The organism is Hyphomicrobium sp. (genome assembly GCF_047600905.1).
Lineage (GTDB): Bacteria > Pseudomonadota > Alphaproteobacteria > Rhizobiales > Hyphomicrobiaceae > Hyphomicrobium_B.
The window spans coordinates 1,208,814-1,229,496 of sequence record NZ_JASGKD010000001.1; the positions used below are offsets into that span (position 1 = coordinate 1,208,814).

The 20,683-nt window shown below is 60.4% G+C and carries 17 protein-coding genes; 9 read left to right on the plus strand and 8 right to left on the minus strand.

Annotated features, from left to right (window positions below; all coding sequences use genetic code 11):
* Nucleotides 1-111: 111 nt before the first annotated feature.
* Together QM780_RS06000 and QM780_RS06005 are read right to left on the minus strand one after the other, a co-directional pair.
* Nucleotides 112-723, minus strand: coding sequence for a glutathione S-transferase family protein (locus QM780_RS06000; protein WP_415069573.1), 612 nt, complete (start codon nucleotides 721-723; stop codon nucleotides 112-114).
* A gap of 3 nt (nucleotides 724-726) precedes the next feature.
* A complete protein-coding gene (locus tag QM780_RS06005; protein WP_415069574.1) occupies nucleotides 727-1,254 on the minus strand; it encodes a thermonuclease family protein in 528 nt (175 codons plus the stop codon).
* Between the two features lie 181 nt (nucleotides 1,255-1,435).
* Here QM780_RS06005 and QM780_RS06010 point away from each other — a divergent pair, with 181 nt between their 5' ends.
* The 4 genes from QM780_RS06010 (at nucleotide 1,436) to QM780_RS06025 (ending at nucleotide 6,031) form a co-directional block, all read left to right on the plus strand.
* A complete protein-coding gene (locus QM780_RS06010; protein ID WP_415069575.1) occupies nucleotides 1,436-3,076 on the plus strand; it encodes a sensor histidine kinase in 1,641 nt (546 codons plus the stop codon).
* A gap of 26 nt (nucleotides 3,077-3,102) precedes the next feature.
* Entirely contained in the window at nucleotides 3,103-3,795 is a 693-nt protein-coding gene (locus tag QM780_RS06015; protein WP_415069576.1) for a TIGR02281 family clan AA aspartic protease, read from the plus strand.
* Nucleotides 3,796-3,840: 45 nt separating this feature from the next.
* Nucleotides 3,841-4,416 carry a TIGR02281 family clan AA aspartic protease gene (locus QM780_RS06020; protein ID WP_415069577.1) on the plus strand — a complete coding sequence of 192 codons (576 nt, stop codon included), beginning with the start codon at nucleotides 3,841-3,843 and terminating at the stop codon, nucleotides 4,414-4,416.
* A gap of 109 nt (nucleotides 4,417-4,525) precedes the next feature.
* Nucleotides 4,526-6,031 (plus strand): phosphomannomutase/phosphoglucomutase, encoded by a 1,506-nt coding sequence (locus QM780_RS06025; protein ID WP_415069578.1) that lies wholly within the window; start codon nucleotides 4,526-4,528, stop codon nucleotides 6,029-6,031.
* 7 nt (nucleotides 6,032-6,038) lie between these two features.
* On the opposite strand, the gene QM780_RS06030 is transcribed toward QM780_RS06025, so the two are convergent.
* The 3 genes from QM780_RS06030 to QM780_RS06040 form a co-directional block, all read right to left on the minus strand.
* Entirely contained in the window at nucleotides 6,039-6,869 is an 831-nt protein-coding gene (locus tag QM780_RS06030) for a sulfite exporter TauE/SafE family protein (RefSeq protein WP_415069579.1), read from the minus strand.
* Nucleotides 6,870-6,878: 9 nt separating this feature from the next.
* Nucleotides 6,879-7,883 (minus strand): tRNA dihydrouridine(20/20a) synthase DusA, encoded by a 1,005-nt coding sequence (dusA, locus tag QM780_RS06035; RefSeq protein WP_415069580.1) that lies wholly within the window; start codon nucleotides 7,881-7,883, stop codon nucleotides 6,879-6,881.
* Between the two features lie 156 nt (nucleotides 7,884-8,039).
* Entirely contained in the window at nucleotides 8,040-9,131 is a 1,092-nt protein-coding gene (locus tag QM780_RS06040) for a ribonuclease T2 family protein (protein ID WP_415069581.1), read from the minus strand.
* Nucleotides 9,132-9,287: 156 nt separating this feature from the next.
* Between QM780_RS06040 and QM780_RS06045 the strand changes: the two genes are divergently transcribed.
* Both QM780_RS06045 and QM780_RS06050 read left to right on the plus strand, forming a co-directional pair.
* The gene (locus QM780_RS06045; protein ID WP_415071977.1) at nucleotides 9,288-10,121 is read left to right on the plus strand and encodes an LssY C-terminal domain-containing protein; all 834 of its coding nucleotides are present in this window, start codon (nucleotides 9,288-9,290) and stop codon (nucleotides 10,119-10,121) included.
* A gap of 131 nt (nucleotides 10,122-10,252) precedes the next feature.
* Nucleotides 10,253-11,035, plus strand: coding sequence for a hypothetical protein (locus tag QM780_RS06050; protein ID WP_415069582.1), 783 nt, complete (start codon nucleotides 10,253-10,255; stop codon nucleotides 11,033-11,035).
* Between the two features lie 7 nt (nucleotides 11,036-11,042).
* On the opposite strand, the gene QM780_RS06055 is transcribed toward QM780_RS06050, so the two are convergent.
* A complete protein-coding gene (locus QM780_RS06055) occupies nucleotides 11,043-11,732 on the minus strand; it encodes a hypothetical protein (RefSeq protein ID WP_415069583.1) in 690 nt (229 codons plus the stop codon).
* A 142-nt stretch (nucleotides 11,733-11,874) separates the two neighbouring features.
* Nucleotides 11,875-13,794, minus strand: a complete 1,920-nt coding sequence (locus QM780_RS06060) for a hypothetical protein (protein ID WP_415069584.1) — start codon at nucleotides 13,792-13,794, stop codon at nucleotides 11,875-11,877.
* 488 nt (nucleotides 13,795-14,282) lie between these two features.
* On the opposite strand from QM780_RS06060, the gene QM780_RS06065 reads away from it, so the two are divergent.
* The 3 genes from QM780_RS06065 to QM780_RS06075 all read left to right on the plus strand — a co-directional run bounded on the left by QM780_RS06065 (nucleotide 14,283) and on the right by QM780_RS06075 (nucleotide 17,290).
* The gene (locus QM780_RS06065; RefSeq protein ID WP_415069585.1) at nucleotides 14,283-14,738 is read left to right on the plus strand and encodes a MarR family winged helix-turn-helix transcriptional regulator; all 456 of its coding nucleotides are present in this window, start codon (nucleotides 14,283-14,285) and stop codon (nucleotides 14,736-14,738) included.
* Nucleotides 14,739-14,878: 140 nt separating this feature from the next.
* The gene (locus QM780_RS06070; RefSeq protein ID WP_415069586.1) at nucleotides 14,879-15,892 is read left to right on the plus strand and encodes a helix-turn-helix domain-containing protein; all 1,014 of its coding nucleotides are present in this window, start codon (nucleotides 14,879-14,881) and stop codon (nucleotides 15,890-15,892) included.
* A 195-nt stretch (nucleotides 15,893-16,087) separates the two neighbouring features.
* Nucleotides 16,088-17,290 carry an extensin family protein gene (locus QM780_RS06075; RefSeq protein ID WP_415069587.1) on the plus strand — a complete coding sequence of 401 codons (1,203 nt, stop codon included), beginning with the start codon at nucleotides 16,088-16,090 and terminating at the stop codon, nucleotides 17,288-17,290.
* A 13-nt stretch (nucleotides 17,291-17,303) separates the two neighbouring features.
* Here the strand turns inward: QM780_RS06075 and QM780_RS06080 are convergent, their stop codons facing one another.
* On the minus strand, nucleotides 17,304-20,588 hold the full coding sequence (locus tag QM780_RS06080; protein WP_415069588.1) for a tetratricopeptide repeat protein: 3,285 nt from the start codon (nucleotides 20,586-20,588) through the stop codon (nucleotides 17,304-17,306).
* Nucleotides 20,589-20,683 lie beyond the last annotated feature (95 nt).

The window sequence follows — 20,683 nt, forward strand, 5'->3', positions numbered from 1 at the left end:
ACCCGTTTGCGGGATTTTTGAGATTGTTATTCTATGAATTTCGAGTGTCAACGAATTTATTGGTATTTTTTTTCAAATGCTGTGCGCTGATGCCGTGGTTGACGGGCTCATTCATGCCTTGGCGCTCGGCCGTGCGGACACATCGGCATGCCAACGCATGACATTTGCGAAGGCCTCAGGACGGCCCAAGCGCGCGGGCCGCATGAAGTCGATGGCCACGAGAGCGGTGATATCCGCGATCGAATAATCGTCACCGGCGATGAAGCGGCTATCGCCAAGTCGGGTGTCGAGCCGCCCGAGTTCGCGCGCAACTTTTTCCTTATTGGCTTCTCCCCATTCCGCAATCTGCGGCACTTCGAGATGAGACATCTTCGGATTCAAATGGCGGAAGACGGTGAAGACGGCGCTGGACAAGCCGAGTTCGACGCGTCTGTTCCACATTTCGACCTCGGCCTTGCCGACGGCGCCGATACCGAAGAGCGGCGGCTCCGGTGCGATCTCCTCGAAATATCGGCAAATGGCGACCGTCTCGGAGATGGTCCGGCCATCGTCGAGGACGAGCACCGGCACGCGATGCCAGGGATTGAGCTTGGCGAACTCGCCGCTCGTTAGATCGACTGTCATCATGTCTAGTTCCTGGCGCGGCACGATGATGCCTTTCTCGGCCAGGAAGATATTGACACGCCTTGGGCTCGGCGCGGCGTGGGTCTCAATGAGATACATTTGTCACCTTTCGTCCTCTGAGGCCCGCTGCGCACGCCAGGCCCGAGGCTCTTCGAATTCTCCGGACCAGAGCCCTTTGCGTGCGGCGCGCGCCTTGCCCTGCTCGTTCCAATAGCTGCCGTATGCCACGGCCATACCCGAGGCGACCATTTCGGCGTTGAGGTTGCGGTCACCCGCCGTGCAGCGGCCGAGCATCCGGCCATAGACGTCGCGTTCGCTGATGGCGCAAGTGACATCGTTTGAACCGATCAAGCCCACGAGTGTCTCGCGGGCGGCCATACCGCAACGCCAGCTCAGTCCGTCACGCCGGCAGTCCTGCTTCCATTCCGGGGCATCGATGCCCTTGAGCCGGACCTCGTCGTCGCCGACCCATAGGCTGTCGCCGTCGATCGGATCGGCGCGGCCGGTTATCGAGGGCGGGAACGGGTCCCCGGCGCTCGCGGTGCGGAACCGTTGGCCGTGATGGCGACCGAGAAAAATTAATGCGAAAACCGATACGATTATCAAAACAAGCTTAACGTGAGAGGCCAATTTCGCGCGCCGCGATGGCCCAGAATACCGATATTTTGCGCGAAATTTTTTCGGTTGCATCTACGATTTTTTATACCAAGGTCGGGTGACTTTAAGGCTTGCTTTAACGAATTGACGCCACCTTACGAGCTGCGCCCGGGAAGAGCTCGCGCGAATGCAGTATGGGATAACGGCTCGCGGGATGGACGACAACGCGGACAGCGGCGACACGGCCTCTGCAGACAGTTCGAATACTGCTCGACCGGCCTGGCCTCGGGAAGGATTGAAGTCCTTCCGCGAGAAGCTGCTGCACGGCACCGTCAATAAACCGGAATTCGAATACGAGCTGCTGACGATGTTCGCGCGCAACGAAACGAGCGCGCCGTTCGCGATGCCGGCCTTGTGCTTCATCTTCTACATCACGTCGATGTTCTGGGCGTCATTCACCGAGGCCACGACGTGGATTGCGCTGGTTTCGATTTCGCGCGTCTACATGCTCGATCAATGCCGGCGGCTGCTCTCCATTCCGCGCACCGAAGTGAACGTCGGGCAGTGGCGTCGCCACTTCTTCCGAATTGAACTCGTCAACGGGTTCGCGCTTGCGGCCTTCGCGTTGATCGGAATGTCGCTGCACGGCAATCATCTCGGTGAAATGCCGGCGACGTTTTCCTCGCATGTCTTCATTTTCGCGACGCTGATGGTGGTGCTCGCCATCCGCATGACGTTCGCTTCGACGCTGCCGAGTTTGTTTCTCGCGGGAACCGTGCCGATGACGGCTGCGGTTGCGGTACGGCTTTTCCTTGTCGGCAACCCCTTCTATTTCGCGCTGGCGTCGATGGCGATCGGCATCCACGTCTTTTTCGTCTACTTGGCGCGCGGGCTGCACTCGACGGCGCTCGCGATGGTCGAATTCCGCGCTGAAAAGGATAGCCTGATTTCAGAGCTTGAAGAAGCCACCGCGATTTCCAATGAAGCGCGGCGGCGCGCCGAGGCGGCGAACAAAGCCAAATCGCGCTTTCTCGCCACGATGAGCCACGAGCTTCGCACCCCGCTCAATGCCATCATGGGTTTTTCGGAAGTTTTGGAAAAGGAACTGCTCGGCCCGATCGGCAGCGACGTCTACCGCGATTATGCCCACAACATCTATCAAAGCGGCGACCACCTGCTGTGCATCATCAATGAAATTCTCGATCTGTCGCGGATCGAAGCGGGGCGCTACGATCTCAACGAGGAAACGATCCGGCTGACCGATGTCGCCGAGGATTGTCAGCGGCTTGTCAAGATCAAGGCTGATTCCAAGGCGCTGACGATTGTCGAGGATTTCGCGGCGGACCTGCCGCAGGTGTGGGCCGACCCGCGGGCGTTGCGGCAGATCTGCCTCAATCTACTTTCAAACGCCCTGAAATTCACCCCGAAGGGCGGCCGCATCACGCTCATCGTCGGACACACCGAGGACGGCGGACAGTTTCTGACCGTGTCTGACACCGGGCCCGGCATCCCAAAGGACGAGATCCCGCGCGTGCTGCAAGCCTTCGGTCAGGGTTCGCTGGCGCACGAGACGGCCGAAGGCGGCACCGGCCTCGGATTGCCGATCGTGCAGAACCTCATCCATCTGCACGGCGGCACGTTCGATTTGCACTCAGAACTTCGTAAGGGAACCGAGGTGACGGTGACATTGCCGCCGCAGCGTGTGCTACGGCCGCTGTCGCCTCTTCAGCCGCTGGGTCAGGAGCGGCACCGCGGTCCTGTCGCGCCTGCGAGGCCTCCGCGCCAGCCTCGGATGCGTACGGCGGAAGCCTACAACGGCGACACACGTTATCGGGCTGCGGGAGACGCGCGTTAAAGGCGCATGCCGTCAAAGGTCGAGCGATGCTTTTTCTGCTTTTCATCATCATCATCGGACTTGCCGGCGTCGTCGGCGCTACGCTGTTCGGCGGTATGAACTTGGATGCCGTTCCGAACCTGCCGGTCGCCGCGTCAGTCATCGGTATTCTGCTTGCGCTCTATCTCGCGACGCTTCTGAGCCACCGTGGCGAACGCCGCCTGGCGTTGTGGCCGACCATCGCCGCTTGCGTGTCCGGCGTCATTCTTGTCACCGGTGCTTTCAACAAGAATGCATCTTTCGCGCTCTCGCAATTTGTTGCCTTCGCGAAGCCGGCGGATGAGGCTTTGCCGGTCATGCGCGATGCCTCGGCGTCGGTTCGGCTTCGCCGCAGCGACGAAGGCGGGTTCTCGGCGAACTCGGAGATCAACGGCGCGGCCATGACCGTCCGCGTCGATAGTGGATCCGCCACTGTCGTGCTCAAACAGTCCGATGCGGAAAAAGCCGGGATCGACGTCGGCAGCCTGACCTACGATACGCCGCTCAGGACCGCGAACGGCACAAGCTATATGGCCCCTGTCCGACTAAAGTCGGTGCGCATCGGCCCGCTCGTCATGGACGACGTCGAGGGCATGGTCGCCCGCACAGGAACCCTGCACGAGAACCTCCTCGGTACAAGTTTTTTAAGGCGTCTGACTTCTTATGAACTGGCAGGCAACTTTGCGACGCTGCGGCAATAGCCGTTGGCCCAGGGGTGCCTGACGGCGCTTTCGAGAGGAACCGGAATGTCGTCGGCTACCGTCAGTCTGTTCGCATCATTCGCGCTCGCCGCTTTGGGGGCTGCGGGGCTTGCCTATACGCTCACCCATCCGGGCGTCGTGGCGGGGTTTCTGGATCGCGCCCGTTTGGCCACGACAACGGCCAGCAAAGCTGAACTGAACAGCGCTGAGTTGTCCACGACCGATGCCTCACCTGCGCCAGCGAACCCCAACGGCACTGTCACGTTGCCGGCAGGGAAATATGGCCACTTTCAGACAGGGGCCGAGATCAACGGTCGCGACATCGACGTCATGGTCGACACCGGCGCTTCCCTCGTCGCGTTGAGCTATGAGGATGCCGAACGCGTCGGGATATTCGTGAAACCGTCCGATTTCACGCAAATGGTGCAAACGGCGAACGGCGCTGCGCGCGTGGCCCCCGTCACGATTGCACGCATCAGGATCGGCGATATCATGGTCAGAAACGTTCCGGCCGCCGTGTCCGAACGGGGCGTCTCGGCGCGGAGCCTGCTCGGCATGTCGTTCCTGGGCCGGCTGTCGCGTGTCGAGATGCGCGGCGATACACTTGTCCTGCAGGAATAAACTATTCCACTTTTCCGCCCAGAACATTGCTGATAGAGCGGCGCGTCGGAACCGCGCGCTGCGTTGGCGCGTCGAGAACCCGCGAACGAATACGCCCGAGGAGAACCTCATGCTGCCAAAGCCGCGCGCTGACCTGAAGCCCAACACCGCCGACTTCGAGCGCTTTCCGCTCGTCAAGCCGACCGGCTTCCGCGAATACGACGCACGCTGGCTATTCCCGCAAGAGATCAACCTGATGGGTCTGAACGCCGTCGGGCTTGGAATGGCGACGCTGTTCGCGCGGCGCGGCGTGCCCAAGCGCATCGTCGTTGGCCATGACTACCGCTCCTATTCCGCTGCCGTGAAACAGGCGCTGATGACCGGGCTGCTCGCGGGCGGCTGCGAGGTGCATGACATCGGGCTGGCGCTTTCGCCGATGGCCTACTTCGCGCAGTTCGAACTCGATGTCGAAGGCGTGGCAATGGTGACGGCAAGCCATAACGACAACGGCTGGACCGGCATCAAGATGGGATTGTCGCGACCGCTGACGTTCGGACCCGACGACATGTCGGAATTGAAAGGGATCGTTCTCAACGGTGAGTTCGAGACCAAGACGGGCGGCCGATATATTTTCGTGCCCGATCTTGCCGAGCGCTACATCAAGGCACTCACCAATCGCCCGAAACTGAAGCGCCGCCTGAAGGTGGTTGCTGCGTGCGGCAATGGTACGGCCGGCGCGTTCGCGCAGCAGGTGCTGGAGGCCATCGGCTGCGAAGTGATCCCTCTCAATACCGATCTCGACTACACGTTCCCCAACCACAATCCGAATCCTGAAGACATGAAAATGCTTCACGCGGTTTCGGCGAAGGTGCTGGAGACGGGCGCGGACGTCGGTTTGGCGTTCGACGGCGACGGTGATCGCTGCGGCGTGGTTGCCAACGACGGTCATGAGATTTTCGCGGATAAGGTCGGCGTGATGCTGGCGCGCGATATCTCGGCCATTCACAAGAAGGCGAAGTTCGTCGTCGACGTGAAATCGACCGGCCTCTTCACGACCGATCCGGTGCTGATCGCCAACGGCGCGACCACGAGCTACTGGAAGACGGGGCACAGCTACATCAAGCGCTACAACTTCGAGCACAAGACACTCGTCGGCTTCGAGAAGTCGGGGCACTTCTTCTTCAACGAGCCGCTCGGGCGCGGCTATGACGACGGCCTCGTCTCGGCAATTGCGGTTTGCGACATGCTCGACCGCAGCCCCGGCAAGTCGGTTGCAGACCTGCGCGATGCGCTGCCCAAAACCTATGGCTCGCCGACGATGTCGCCGCATTGCGACGATGAAAAGAAATACGGCGTCGTCGATCGCATCACCGAGCACTACAAGAAGCAGAAAGAGACCGGCGGCCACGTCGCGGGTCAGGCAATCCGCGATCTCATCACGGTCAACGGCGTGCGGGTGATGCTGGAAGACGGCACGTGGGGGCTCGTCCGCGCCTCATCGAACAAGCCCGAGCTCGTCGTCGTGGTCGAGAGCCCGACTTCGGAAGCCAACATGAAGGCGATTTTCAAGGACATCGACCAGCAGCTGTCGCGCTTCCCGGAAGTGGGCGAATACAATCAGAAGATCGCTGTTTGATTGGCGCCTAGTGTAGCAACGTCCATAGGAAGCGCGCGACCACGGTCGTGATGAAGACGGCGAAGGCGAGTTCCAGCGTGCGCTTCGAAATGCCGTGCGCGAGCTTTACGCCATAAGGCGCGGCCAGAACAGCGAGCGGCGCGATAAGCAGCGCGCCCAGGTTGACGTAGCCCAGCGATAGCGGCGGCAATCCATGTTCGCCCCATCCGGAAATAATGTAGCCCGCGATGCCGGGAACGGCGATAACTGCGCCGATGCCCGTCGCCGTGCCGACCGCTCTCAACAGCGGCATGCCGTGGAGGGTAAAAAGGGGAACGGTGAAGGTTGCTCCGCCGATGCCCATCAACGTCGATATCAGGCCGATCAGGAACGCAGCGATTTCGAGCCAGGGCGGGCCGGGCAAGTGGTCGGAGATCCGCCAATCGTCGCGGCCGAGGAACATTTTCAATGCGAGCGCGGTGCCGAAGAACACCCAAATCCAGCGCAGGACTTCGCTGCTGGCGTAATAGGCGATGATGATGCCGGCGCCCACCCCAAAGAAAATCCAAGGTCCCATGCGCTTGACGATGTCGATATCGACCGTGCCGCGGGCGCGAAAGGCGGAGAAGGAACGGAATACCGTCGGCGCGATGACGCCGAGCGTCGTGCCGAGGGTGACGTGCATGCGAATGTCTTCGGAAACACCCGCAGCGCCGAAGACTTCATAAAGAACGGGAACAAGGACGCCGCCGCCGCCGATGCCGAGCAATCCCGACAAGAACCCCGCGACGACACCGGCGCCCGCAAGCAAGAACAGCAATTCGATCAGATATTGTGTCGAAATATCGGAGATCGGCATGCAATCGGCTCAGGCTGCGTCCGAGCGGTCCTGCCGCTCGCCGCCGTACTGGGCGAGCGCGATCGCCTCGCTCAGGACATTGGCGGTCGCGGAGGCATCTGTCGCACGTTCGCTTAAGTGACGGCGAAATGCGCGGCCGCGCGGCTGTCCGTGATAGAGGCCGAGGACATGGCGCGTGATGTTTGACAGGCGTCCACCCTTGGCGAGATGGGCGCCGACATAGGGCAGCATCGCGGCCAATGCGTCGCCGCGCGTCGTCGGATCCGACGGTTCGCCGAAGATCACGCTGTCGACGCAAGCGAGAAGATAAGGGTTCTGATAGGCAGCGCGGCCAAGCATAACGCCGTCGAGATGTTGCAGATGCGTTTGCGCATCCTCGATGGTTTCGATGCCGCCGTTGAGGATGATCGTAAGGTCGGGGCGACGGTCTTTAAGGCGATAGACGCGCTGATAATCGAGCGGCGGGACCTCGCGGTTTTCCTTGGGTGACAGCCCTTTGAGCCAGGCCTTGCGCGCATGCACGATAAAGGTCCGGCAACCGCTTTCGGCGACGGTCTCGATGAAGCGCGTCAGGTCGCTCTCCGAATCCTGGTCGTCGATACCGATGCGGCACTTGACCGTTACCGGAACAGGCTGGCTGTCGCGCATCGCCGCGACACAAGCGGCAACGAGTTGCGGCTCAGCCATCAGGCAGGCGCCGAAACGGCCTTCCTGGACGCGATCGGATGGGCAGCCGACGTTGAGATTGATTTCATCATAACCGAGCTCCGCTCCGATGCGCGCGGCGACGGCGAGCTTGGCAGGATCGGAGCCGCCGAGCTGCAGGGCGAGCGGGTGTTCCTCATTCGAGAAACCGAGTAGCCGCTCCCGGTCGCCGTGGATGACCGCATCGGCGGTGACCATTTCGGTATAGAGCAGCGCGCGCTTGGTGAGACGGCGATGGAAGACGCGGCAATGCCGGTCTGTCCAATCCATCATCGGGGCCACGCAAAATCTATGTGCTTGATATTGCAATTGAAATTTCCAGTCAGCCGTACTCGCGCGCCGACGTTCGAGAACAAAAAATCGGGAGACATTGCATAAACGTCTGGCCGACGGCTGGCGAGGCAAATCCGGCATAAGCGCCATTTTGCCTCCGTGCCGTTGCGGCCCGCAGCCGTAGCGCTCGCGTCAGTGCGCGGTGGCTTCGACCAGGCCACCAGGACAGCTTGCCGGCACAGCAGGCGCGGCCTTGATCAAGTCGCTGAGCGCGTCGCTTCCTTTGACGTTTCCGGCGAGGTTGATGACGAGTTCGGTAATTTTCCGGCTGTCTCCGCGGCCGTGGCAGGAAATCGTGACGCGTGCCCCGGCGCCTGCGCCGAAGGAGGCGTCGAAGGCCGCGCGGATTGCATCGGCGGAAAGGAACTTGCCGACGTTGTCCGCGAAAACCTGCGAAACCTTCGACGCATTCACGGCATCGGCGAGGTCGGCGGCGCGGGTGAAATAGACGTCGGCGCTGGTTCCGAAGCAGGTGCCGTGTACGATCCATTCATGGCGTTCGAGTTTCGACTGCACACCCGGCATCGCCTCGGAAAGATGTTTCAGCGTATCCGGGCTCAATTCCGGTTCCGGCAGATCGTTCCAATCGTGGTTGTCGTCGGTTTCTCTGATTGCCGCTGGGACATTGCAATATTGCGTGCCCCGCGGCTGCGGCCAGAGTCCATGCAGGCTCAGATGCGTGGCCGCATAGCTCGAGGTGCTGAGTTCACGACACTCGGTTTTATCGCTGTGCTGCTCGCAGAATGTCGGCTCCCAGCCCATCGCCAGAACATGCGTCGCGCGCTTGGCCGATCCGGCATCGGGTCCGGTGCCTACCGACGGCGATGGGGAGGATTGGGAGGGCGCTTGCGTCTCGCCTGGGCCGGTTGCGATGTGCCCGCACGAGCCGCTGACCCAACGCTCCTCAGGTTCGGCGCCGTTGATGATGATGCGATAATGGGTGGCGTCCGGCTTGTTCTTGGCGATGAGTTGGTAGGTCTGGTTCGGCTCGATTTTCACGTCGCCCGGGTTGGTCGATTTCCGGAACGATTGGAATGCAGGGCAGGCTTCTGTCGCCACGAACGAGCCTGTCAGGGGGACATCGGCACGAGCCGCACCCGGGGCGATCGTCAGAAGCGCAATTGCTCCGGCGACCGACGCCAAAACCGCGCGCGGGGAATTCCATCCGCGGTCGCTCTTGGTGATAAAGCGCGAGACCTGATAAAAACCGCGTGCGCTCGTCATGTTCCCTCTTCGATTCTGGCGACTCCGATGGCGGCTCGTTAAGCCGTACGCATTAGGCATAACTTTGTTCAGAAACTCTCGATTTCTTAAACCTCGGCGGTTTCATCGGCGAGGTCCCGAAGCGGATCAAAGACAGACCTGGGTGCTGGCATAATGATCAGACGGGCAATTCGGATCCTGCAGCGCGCGGCTATTTTCGGCCTCGGCATGCTCAGCATCTGGCTGATCGTCGACGTCTTCAAATTCGTCGATCATCGCCTTCCTTCGATACTGGCGCTGGCGGCGACCTATGCCATCGGTGCGTACCTTATCCTGCCAAACGTCGTCCGGATGGGTCTGAAAATTCTTCAGAGCCAGCACGTGCCGAGCTTTACGATCACGGGTGATGGGCTTCCCGGCGATCCCGTTAATGTCGCGCTGGCGGGTACGCTCGGCCAGCTGCGGGGCGCCTTTGCGGCGGCGGGATGGACGGAGGCCGATCCTTTGAATTTTATGAGCTCGTGGCGGATGGTGAAGGCCTTCGTGCTCAACCAACCCTATCCCACTGCGCCATTCAGCACGCTTTATTTATTTGGCCGCGGCCAGGACATCGGCTTTCAGAAGGATATCGACAACAGTCCGCGCAAGCGCCATCACATTCGCTTCTGGGCGCAAAGCATTTCCCGCGCCCAGGCGGGTGCCGACACCCTCGAATTCTGGCTCAACACCGATCGGCCAGACGACCGCGAACGGGTTATATGGGTCGGCGCAGGAACGCGCGATACGGGCTTCTCCCTGACCCGGCTGACGTTTCAGATTACCCATGCGACTGACGCGGACACCGACACGGAACGGGCTTTCATCGTCACCGAGCTGACGCGGAGCGGTGCGATCGACGGCTCGACCTTATTCAAGGCCGGTGACAGCGTGGGGCACGTCAACCACTACGTCACCGACGGCGATATCGCCGTGGCGGAGATCAGAGTGCCGGCGGCAAGTTCCGTCGCATGAGGTGACGTAAGCGGAGCGCGATAGCCCGCTTTTTGGAAAGCGTGCCCGGCGGCAATATTTTACGTACACGCCCTATTTTTGCCATTGCCTCCCTCGTTATGCTCGAAAGACATAAATATCCGGGGGCTTTGATGTCGCTTTTTCTCTCGACCTTACCATTGTGGTTGGCCGCGCTGGTCATCGTCATCATTCCGACCATCATCGCGATGGCGGGTCCAGCATTCATCCGGCACCGCGTTGGCCTCGAGCGGTTGACCTCCAACAACGAGATCGCCGGTTTCAAGTTTGCGACTGTCGGCGTGATTTATGCGGTACTGATCGCGTTCGCGGTGATCGTCGTATGGGAAAGATTCAGCGACGGGGAAACGGCGGTTCTTCAGGAAGCGGGAGCAGCCGCCACGCTCTACCGGCTGACCAACGGAACCGCACCGGAAGTCGCCGAGACGCGTGCCGCACTCGACCATTATCTGAAGCTCGCAGTCGAACAGGATTGGCCGAAGATGGCGGACGAGAGCTACAGTCCGGAGGCGACGGTCGCCCTCAACGATCTTTATGCCACCGTCGTCCGCTTGACCAACAAAGGATTGGCGGCGCCGCCCCTTCTCGTCGAGATGTTCAGGCAGCTCGATTCTATCACGCAGGCGCGACGGACGAGGCTGCAACTCGCATCCGGTATCGTTCCCGATATTTTGTGGATGGTGCTCTTTGTCGGCGCGATCCTGACGATCGGGTTCACGTTCTTCTTCGCCACGGAAAACCTCTACGCACAGACCATGATGACCGGAATTCTGTCGGTGCTCGTGCTGATGGGCCTGTTGGTGATCGTTTCCATCGATCATCCCTTTGCCGGGCCGGTTCACATCGAAAGCGAACCGCTGGAGATGGTTCTAAAAGATTTCAGCGGCGCGCATTGAGGCTCATCTAGGGCTGCGCGCCATCGCCACCCTTTGAGGAACGGCCGGTCGTCGAATAGAGCGGCAGAGTGCCGACGGTGAAGGCGCGCGCGTCATAGTCGCGGAGTTCCATCGTAAATTTCACCTCGGCCGGCCGGTGGTGGAAAAAGTTATCGAGGGGTCCGAAATCGTTGACGTCGGCTTCGTCGAGAACGAGGCGGAAATTATAGGTTCCCGGCTCGCGGATGAGTTGATCCGGCTTTTCCTTGGGACCATTGGTATAAAACAGCACGGTTTCAGTCTTGCTGGACTTGCCCGCGAGCGGAATCGGCGCGAAGGCGTCGAATGACAAGGCGCGTGCGCGTTCCATCGACCAGCGCCCGAAGTTGGCAGCGTAAAAACGCTTCGTCTCGCCGGATTTCGGATTTGTCGCTTCGAGATCCATCGACAGCACGGTGCCGGTGCGACCGCCATCGTTCAAAAGCGTGACGGGGACTTCGATGACTTCGAAATTGCTGTTGTTGTAGGGAGCGCTGAACTGGATGACGGGCGGCACGAAGATTTTCAGATCCGGCGCTTTGAGCGAACTGTCCCAAAGACTGTAGCCTGAGAATGCCAACGCCAGCGCCGATATGGCGGCGGAAAAAGAACGACCTCTGCCGCCGGGTGCTTCCCTGTGCGAGCCTTCGGCTTCAATTTCGTGCTGAGTTTTCGTCATGGCTCCCCCTGCCCCGCGGCCGGCAAGCAATCAGCCTGCCTGGCGTCCGTCAAGGCGTGCGCAGAGACGGAGGACGGCTTCCCGGCGCGGTGTGCCCGCAGCGAAACGCCCGTCGCTTTTGCTGCGTTTCTTCATAAGGGGATTAGGGCGAAGCCTTCACCGTCGAGCCGACCACTGCCGCGACAGCCTTGGCGTCCTGAGGAGTGGGATCACGATCGCGCGGCTCGTCCGTCGTGCCCGGTGCGGTTTCAATTTCATCAAGCCATTTGGCGGTGCGGGCAAAGTCTGGGTCGGCGCGAAACTGTTCGCTCGGAGCGAAGCCGTCGCAGCGGCTCAGCGCCTGTGCAATCAGTTTGCGAAATTCGGGAACGTCGAAATAGGAGGCGTGCACCAGTTCCTTCCAGGTGAAATAGGTGCTGATGGCGGTATCTGCGGTATGAGGCGGGACCGCAAAGCGGATCTGACCGATGGCATGGCGAAACTTGGCGATCGACAAGCTGGCCGCCGCATTGCTGTAGTCGGTGATGAGTTCGGCGAGCGGAAGCGGAAGCCGCGGCAGCGATTTTTCGACCCAGGTCGGCCGGTCCAAGGCGCCGATGGCAATCTCGCCGTCCGTGTCGTTGCCATAGGCGGCGCGTTTGACTTCGGCGTTGGTGATGCTGTTCAAAACCTTTGCAATGACGGCGCTGATGAGCGTCGCTATACCCTGAATGATGACCATCAGAACAAGGGCCAAAGCGCCGAGAATGGCAGGCACGATAATCGCGGGCACGAACAGCGACCAAAACCAGCGCTTCTGCCGGTCCTCTAAGTCCGCCGCGCCCAGCGCCCAAGACAGCTCATCGGTTACGACGTGCAGCAACAGGCCGCTGTTGATCGCGAGATCGTGGCCTTGTCCGCATAGCGTTCCGCCTTCGCAGGGCTGGCGATTTTTGTCGTAAAAGAAGCGGCGCTTGAAACGAATGCCGCGCTCGATCGCGTCGAGGTTCGGATACTGCTTCTCAAGCTCGCTCCGCTTCTGTCGGTACTGTTGCCAGGCGGCTTTGCGATCGACCGGAGTTGGCACTGCCGCGCCGCTTTCGGTCGTCACCTCTTCTCCTTCCGCCTTGCGGGCGACCATGAGCTGAGTTCGCAACGCATTCAATGCGGATTCGGCCTCGGGCGAGGCGTTGGCATCATAGATTTCCGTCTTCAGCCATTCGGCAATTCCCACCATCGCAGTCGGCGTCAGCAAGATGGCGAAATAGATGATCGGAAGCGCGATGACCGAAAGCAGCGTGATCGAGGAAACGGCGAACGACTTGCCGAAAAAATCGAGCCGGGCATCAGGCAAAAGAGAAAGCCCTTGGATCGCTTCATCGTCGGGATGGGATAGCGGCAGCCAACGGGGGGCGAAATTGCTCAGGGCGCGCTTGGTCGTTCGCCTATGGTAACTCAGCATACCGCGGCTATCGAGCCAATGCAGCACGACGTAAAATACCAACGCGGGCAAGCTCGCGAGCAGACCGGTGAAGATCCAGACACGCGGAAACATCTGCCCGAAAAGCGTCTTCTCGTCGCCAAGTTGCGTGGCGACGACATAAACTAGGAACATCAAGAGCAGCATCATCGATGCGACGAAGATCACTTTCCGCATCAGGCTCAGGCGCGTGAGGAGCCAAAGCTCTTTCCGAAGCTTCAGGAACGGCGTGCCAACAGTGATCCAGCGTTTCAGGTTGGCAAGCGGACGCCGGCGGGCGGCGTTCGACAGCAAGGCGTCCGATAGGATCGAGCCGCCGTGGCTGTGCCCGATGATGCAGTATGGCTCGCTCTTGGCTTCGAGCTCGCGCATGGCTTTCGTCAGCCTGTCGCCGGCATCCCGCCGCTCGACCTCGCTGTTGTCGCCTGCCCATGGAAACGGCACGAAATTCAATTCACCGTCGCGCGCCTCGACCAGCTGGCGCATTTCCTTTTCGAAGGTGCTGCCCTTTTCCCACCACTGTAGTTCGGGCGCCGGACCGCCCTCGGGAGCCTCGGCAGTCGGCGCGGCGAAAGTTCCGTGCACGGTAATGATAGTTGCCAAACGCCCCTCCCCACATGCTCAGCCCCGGCAGCCGGTTCGAAATCATCCTGATGGCGGTCGGGAAAGTCCTTCGCCCTGGCGCACACCCTTCTTGGTCGGGGCTTGGGCCGGTCGGCGGCGGATGATGGCGCATTCAATGAAAAGCACCATTGTGGCAAAGCGATTTTTGGCGTGAAAGCCGGAGCGTGTTGCCGCAAATCCCCTGTCATTTTCAGCGTTCTGAACCGGGTTTCGCGAAGAGAAGCCAAGACGCCGAATGTCGAGCCGTAATGTTAAACCGGCGGTACTCATCAGCAAGATGGCTAGAGTTATTCTCCTTTTCAGCTTAATTCGCGCGCGGCGCCGAATAATAAATTTTTTGCAATCTCCCTCACGTCCGATTTTCAAACCCACATGAGAAGAGAAACGCGCGGTCGAATACTGTTTTCTCCACGGAGTATTTGCGTGCTGATCAAATCATCATTCTTTTGGGGAGGAACTCGTCAGCAATGAGCCAACAGCCCGCAGCCCATCTTCAGCGCTCGGTCATTCATCTTCTGCGGCGCGTCGATCAGTGCGCGACACAACTTTACTCCACAGAGACCGCCGATAGCGATCTGACGCTAAGGCAGCTCGCCATTCTCACGGCGATCTCGCGGCAGGAGAATCTCAGCCAGACCGATCTGGTTTCCATGACTGGAATCGATCGTTCGACGGTTGCAGGCATCGTCAGCCGGCTTTTGCGCAAGGGCCTTCTGGAGCGCAAACGCTCGCCGCACGACGGCAGAGCCTATTGCGTTCGACTTTCCAAGCGCGGCGCAAAAGCGATTGCCGGGGCCGATCGACTTTACTCGCGGGTCGAAAAGAAGCTTTTTTCCGGTGTTCCGGCGTCGGAAGCGAACCAGTTCGTGTCGACCCTCAAGGCGATCCTGTCCGCCCACGATGAATCCTCGGCGACAACCTGAACAACCTGACCAGCAAAGCGCTAGATAACTCCGATAATCGACAAGAGTTCCATCCCTAGAACTTTTTGCCGGTCTTCCGTCTTTGCGTTTGACCTCGTCCGCGCGCTTCGTATCATCGTGGCGCGGGCAAGGATAAGAATATGTTGCGCACTCTCGGGGATCCGGCTCTGTCGATCGAGGACGAGCCGAACGAATGGTTCATCTCGACATCAGATGTTCATCCACGGGACCGGTTCGAATACTGGTTCGAAACCAGCCGTAAGGTTCTGGGCGCCTATGAGACGCGCCCGGACCATCCGACGCGCTTCGAAGGCGACATGCGCCATCTCCGCGTCGACGGGCTCGCGTTTTCAATCTTTCGCTGCAATGGCATGACCGCGTGGCGTACCAAACATCAGGCGGCCGCTCTTTCCGATATCGTTCATATTGTCCTGCAAATCTCCGGATCGGCACGCCTGTGCCAAAACGGCCGTCATGCGGAACTCGGCGCCAACGATCTTTGCCTGATCGATGTGGGGCGGCTGGTGTCGTGCGTCCAATCGCATGACGCTTGCAGTCTCGTTATCGAAGTGTCGCGGCGCGATTGCGAAACGCGCCTCGGACCGCTCGCCTACTGGACGGCACGACGCGTCGATAGCCAGCACGGCGGTGGTGCACTCGCTTCGATGTTCGCGCGGTCCCTTGCGGACCAAATCATGTTCTTGAGCGGATCATCGCAATCGCAGGTCAAGCGACAGCTTCTCGATCTGCTGGCCTTGGCGCTGAAAGATTCGGAGGGCGAAAACTTCGTCCATTCTTCCGCGCGTCTTGCCTCGCTGCTGCGCCTCAAATCCGTCGTCGACGAAAACCTGCCCAACGGCAGTGCAACATGCGAAGACCTCGCCGCCGCGGCTGGGATCTCCGTGCGCTACGCCAATCAGCTGCTCGACGCCGAACAGACCTCGCTGCAGCGACTTTTGTTCACCCGGAGGATAGAAAAATGCCGGGCGGCACTGGCGGATCCCGCGCAAGCGCATCGCCAGATCAGCGACATAGCCTATTCGTGGGGGTTCGGCGACGTGTCCCATTTCGGGCGGCTCTTCAAAGCCTCGGTCGGAATGACGCCGAGAGAATACCGCAAGACGCATACACTCAGCGTCGTTGACCGAATTTGAAGAAATCCCGGGCATAATCGACCAAGTCGGAACTTTGCGCTGCCGCGCGAGTTTTGGTCGGCTTCCCGCGGGGAGGCACCAATAATTCGCCGCTGTGGACTTGCAGGGCCAGCTGTCGTCAAATTTTTGTGCTACCGACCCTAGAAATTCCAAGCGGAAAGAAATCGTCGGAGCATTCGGTCAGTAGGGCGCGTCTTGAGCAAGCAAGAGGAATTGTTGGCTCGTGTCTCCGCGTTCCGATCGGCGCTGCGGTCGAAAGTCGTCCACCAGGCCGACGAGTTCGCGGTTCGCTCTTCGATCTTTCTGACACGCGTCGCGTTCCTCGGAATTCTGCTGCTTCCGTTATTCGAGCCCAACAGCTTCTATATCGTCCGCGCCGGGCATTCGACATCGCCTCCCGAGGCGGAGCTGCGCGCAAGATCGGATGTTCCGCCCGTCGCGTCGGCGGTCCCTGCGGGCTCAGCCGAGACCGGCACGCCTCCAGCTGACAAGAGTGACGATGCGCCGCCGCCCGCTCGGACGGCCGACAGCGCAGGTCCGAACTTGCCGGCTTCGAACAATTCCGGCCCGACGGTCCCAGCGTTGCCGCCAACCCAGAACGACGCGTCTGGAAAGCCCGTCCCTCCGGACAAGCAAACCGCACCCGATTGGACGTCCGCCGAGATCGCCGACGCCAAACAGCAATGCGAGAAGCTGCTCGGCAAAGTGACCGTCGAGACCGAAGAGCTACCTCCGGTGCGCGAGGGAATATGTGGGGCCCCGGCTCCCCGACTTTTGAAGAGCGTTGGCGAAAGCAAAATCAAAATCGAGCCGGCCGCGACGCTCAATTGTCAGATGATCGCGGGCCTATCCTCGTGGATCAACGACAAGCTGCAGCCCGCTGCGCAGAAGAATTTCGGCTCGCCGGTGGTGCGCGTCATCGCGGAATCCTATTCCTGCCGGAACCGCTATGGCCTGGCGCGGGCGCCTATCAGCGAACATGCGCTGATGAACGCAATCGACGTCTCGGCGTTCGTGCTTGCCGACGGCAAGATCATCCGTGTGTCCCGAAACTGGGGTCCGACGGCGGACGAACTGAAGCGGGCGCAAAAGGCGGCGGACGCGGCCGTGGCTGAAAAAGCCAAGTTCCAGATCGCGGCGTCGAAGCTCGGCGCCCACGATCTGGCGAAGAAAAGCGTCGACAAAGACAAGGCCGACGAGAAAGAAAAACCGAAATCACCGGAAGCCCTGAAGGAAGAGCAGGAAAAGCAGGCGATGTCGCTATTCCTGCATCAGGCTCACGATGGCGCATGCAGGATGTTCGATACCGTTCTCGGTCCTGACACGAACGATGCGCATCACGACCATTTTCATCTCGACATGAAAGAGCGAACGCGCCACCTGACACTTTGCGAGTAGCGCGTGGCTTCCGTCAAACTTCTGGCGCTTTGATAGCGACGATTTCCATCGCGCTGCGATGATCGTCGCGAATACCGTACTCGGCGAATTCAAATCCGCATGTCTTGAGCGGCGCGATGAGGCCGGCTCGCGTGAAACTGTGATACCGTTCGAGTTCTCCCCAGTAGGGATTCGTACGCGTGGCATCGAGCGCGCGCCATACGATCGTGTCCCGGTTCGGTAGCGACAGAATAAGGGCGCCGCCTGGACGCATCATTTTGTTGATCGCCGCCAGCATCTGATTTGGAAACGGTACGCGATCCAGAACGTCGATCATGCTGACAACGCTGAAGCGGCCGTCGGCCGTCAGTTCATCGAGACTTTGATACGCCTCACAGCCAAACCGTTTGAGCTTCGCGACGGCTGCCTCGTCGGCATCGATGCCGGTGACGCGATATCCCCATTCCGCCGCCGTGAAGACGCGAGAGGCATTGCCGAAGCCGATATCGAGCCAGTCGCCATCAGGGATATATCGCGCGGCGCGGGCGACGATTTTCGCCGAGGCCTTGCGGGCATTTTCGGCGTCCTTGCCGACGCTTGCTTCAGGCGGGGCCGCCGATTGAACGATGGCGGCGCCGGCCGGCGTCAGATAACCTTCGGTGAAAACGTGATCGCAGCTCGCGCAGCGACACCATTTCAGGACCGGCGGCATGATGGTGTTGTAGAGCCGGTGGTTCGTGATGCGGGCTTCGTTTTCGACCTTCATCTCGCGCCCGTCGCAGAGCGGACAGGCTTCGAACAACGCTCTCAGCTCAGTCGCTGGATCCAGCTTGGCTGCGGGAGCTCGCGCGGGCGCTTCGTTCTCGACGACAACAAAAGCTCTCGGCGCTTCGCCGGCTCGCTTGATCTCAACCATCGTCTCGAACGACCTTTCCAGGTTGCGGGTGTAGCGGGTTGAATCGAAAAGAGGCGCCTTGTCCCGCTGGCCGATGATTTTATTGCGCAGCGCTTCGAGCTTGGCCTTGTCCTGCGCCAGATCGAGCGCGAGTTTGGCGTAATCGTCGAGGTTCGTCGTGACGAGTTCGGGCACGCCCATGGCGGTCAGAAGACTGGCGGCGACCCTGCCCGCGAACGTCTCGCCAAGACACGTCAGGACGGGCAGGCCAGCCCAGAGCGCGTCGCTCGTCGTCGTGTGGGCATTACAGGGCAGAGCATCGAGGAAGAGATCGGCGAGGCGATGACGCGCGAGGTGCTTTTCGATCGAGGCACGCTTTGCAAAAACGAGGCGCGCGGGATCAACTCCCCTGTTCGCTGCTTCCTTGCGCAAATTATCGGCGCACGTCTCATTGGGGACGAGCAGCCACAGCACCGACCCTGGCACCTTCTTGAGCAGCGGCATCCAGATGTCGAACATCGTGGAGTTCAGCTTGTAGCTGTTGTTGAACGAGCAGAAGACGAAGGCATCGTCCGGCAGGCCGTGATCGGCGCGTGTCACCGGCTCCTGCGAAATGTCGCGCTGGCGGTCGTTGGGCTGATAGCTGTTGGGAAGATGCACGATCCGTTCGGAATAATTGTGCTGCGCCTCCATTGGCGCAACGACCGCATCGGCAATCAGGTAGTCGATGAAATCGGCGCCCATCGTCCCCGGATAGCCGAGATAATTCACCTGGATCGGCGCGGCGCGATAGGCGAAAATCTCAGTGCGGGCGTCACGCGTAAAACCTTTGAGATCAACCAGGATGTCGATCGCGTCGTCGTGGATGGTGGCGGCGACATCACGGTACCGCAGCGCGCCGATCTTACGGAAGTGATCAAACGTGGCAAGCAGGCGCTTGCGCATCGCACTGTTGTCATCAGGGCTGTGGCAATAGGCGAAGACTTCGAAACGACTGCGGTCGATTTTCTCGAGGACCTCGGCGAACAGCATCGCCGTCGCGTGCTCGAAGAAATCGCACGAAACGAAACCGATGCGGATTTTAGCACCGACGCCCAGGCGGTTTTTATACGTCGAGAAGCGCTGCGACTCCGGGACGTCGAACGTTTTGATAAAGCTTTCAGCAGCGCGGAGAAGATCCGCCGCAGATGCCCACAAGGATATGAGCTGGAACGGCGCGACCGTGACTTCGCGCTGGCGGAAAATCTCGAGGCAGCTGCGCTCTTCGGCGTCGACGCCATCCCAGTCGCATAGGACGCGCCGGAGATTTACGAATTCAAACCTGCTGACGATCGCGTCCGGCGCGCATTCGATGCACCGCTGAAATGCCTCGCGCGCTTCCTCATACTGATCGCGCAGCTTGTAGGTGATCGCGAGATTGTAATAGGCGGTCGCGAGATTTGGCTTCAGCTTGATCGCCTGCTCGTAGGCTTGGATGGCCCCGTTGAACATGTTCATGTTACGCAGCAGGTTGCCGAGACCTGCGTAAGCGTCGGCGAAACCCGGCTCGATTTCGAAGCCCATCTGATAGTTTTCGAGAGCCTGATCGAATTCGCCGAGCGCTTCCAGATTCAGCGCGTAATTGAAAAAGTATTCGGCGCCGCCGGGATCGGCTTCGATGGCGCGGCGGCAAAGGTCGGCCGCTTCGGAAAAGCGCCGTTCGTCGCGCAGGTATGTCGCGAGGTCGTCGAACTTCTTGGCGCGCTGGACACCCGTCTTCGAATTCGCCTCGATGTCGGCGATAAGCATATCGAGCGAGCGTGATGCGAGGGAAAGGCGGCGTTCCAGCTGCCGCGCCTCTTCGAGCTTTGGATCGAGTTCGAGCGCCCGCTTGCAACACGCAGTTGCCGCTTCGAATTCGCCCGACGCCAGATGCAACTGGCCGAGGCGGGCGAGAACCACGGCGTTATCGGGGCGGATTTCGAGCGACGTGAGATAGGCCGTCATCGCCTCGGCGTTCTTCTTCGCGACGCGCAGAAGATTGCCGAGGACGGCGTGGTGTTCGGCCTTCTCGGGACGCAAGGCGACGCATTTCTCGCACGCTTCGATCGCCTCTTTCGAGTAGCGGAGATCGCCAAGGATGATCGCGAGGTTCAGCCATGCTTCGTGGTAGTCGGGCTGAATGTCGACGCTTTGCCGGATCAGTTCGACCGCCGTTACCGGGTCTTGCCGATTGATCGCGATGAGGCCCAGATGGTGCAGGCTCGGCGCGTGTTTCGGGATGACCGACAGAACGCGCCGGTGGGCGACTTCCAATTCGTTGAAACGGCCGCTTTTCAGATGCTGGACGGCCTCCTGGAAATGGCGAGCGGTCTCGGCATTCTGGATCTGTTGCGGTACATGCCGCGAGGTGGCTTCGGCGCGCCGCCGTTCTCTTCTATTCATTCCCGCTGCCCGCCCCTTTCAGCCGCAAAACAGAAACCGCCGGGGCGGAGTCTGCCTTCCTCGTCGTGCGCGAGGCTTGCGGCGGCGGGCGGCCC

What these genes read in the sequence shown, in the direction of transcription:
- QM780_RS06000 (WP_415069573.1), bottom strand. Translation starts at nt 723, where the DNA reads ATGTATCTCATTGAGACCCACGCCGCGCCGAGCCCAAGGCGTGTCAAT.
- QM780_RS06010 (WP_415069575.1), top strand. Translation starts at nt 1,436, where the DNA reads ATGGACGACAACGCGGACAGCGGCGACACGGCCTCTGCAGACAGTTCG.
- QM780_RS06015 (WP_415069576.1), top strand. Translation starts at nt 3,103, where the DNA reads ATGCTTTTTCTGCTTTTCATCATCATCATCGGACTTGCCGGCGTCGTC.
- QM780_RS06020 (WP_415069577.1), top strand. Translation starts at nt 3,841, where the DNA reads ATGTCGTCGGCTACCGTCAGTCTGTTCGCATCATTCGCGCTCGCCGCT.
- QM780_RS06025 (WP_415069578.1), top strand. Translation starts at nt 4,526, where the DNA reads ATGCTGCCAAAGCCGCGCGCTGACCTGAAGCCCAACACCGCCGACTTC.
- QM780_RS06030 (WP_415069579.1), bottom strand. Translation starts at nt 6,869, where the DNA reads ATGCCGATCTCCGATATTTCGACACAATATCTGATCGAATTGCTGTTC.
- QM780_RS06040 (WP_415069581.1), bottom strand. Translation starts at nt 9,131, where the DNA reads ATGACGAGCGCACGCGGTTTTTATCAGGTCTCGCGCTTTATCACCAAG.
- QM780_RS06050 (WP_415069582.1), top strand. Translation starts at nt 10,253, where the DNA reads ATGTCGCTTTTTCTCTCGACCTTACCATTGTGGTTGGCCGCGCTGGTC.
- QM780_RS06055 (WP_415069583.1), bottom strand. Translation starts at nt 11,732, where the DNA reads ATGACGAAAACTCAGCACGAAATTGAAGCCGAAGGCTCGCACAGGGAA.
- QM780_RS06065 (WP_415069585.1), top strand. Translation starts at nt 14,283, where the DNA reads ATGAGCCAACAGCCCGCAGCCCATCTTCAGCGCTCGGTCATTCATCTT.
- QM780_RS06070 (WP_415069586.1), top strand. Translation starts at nt 14,879, where the DNA reads ATGTTGCGCACTCTCGGGGATCCGGCTCTGTCGATCGAGGACGAGCCG.
- QM780_RS06080 (WP_415069588.1), bottom strand. Translation starts at nt 20,588, where the DNA reads ATGAATAGAAGAGAACGGCGGCGCGCCGAAGCCACCTCGCGGCATGTA.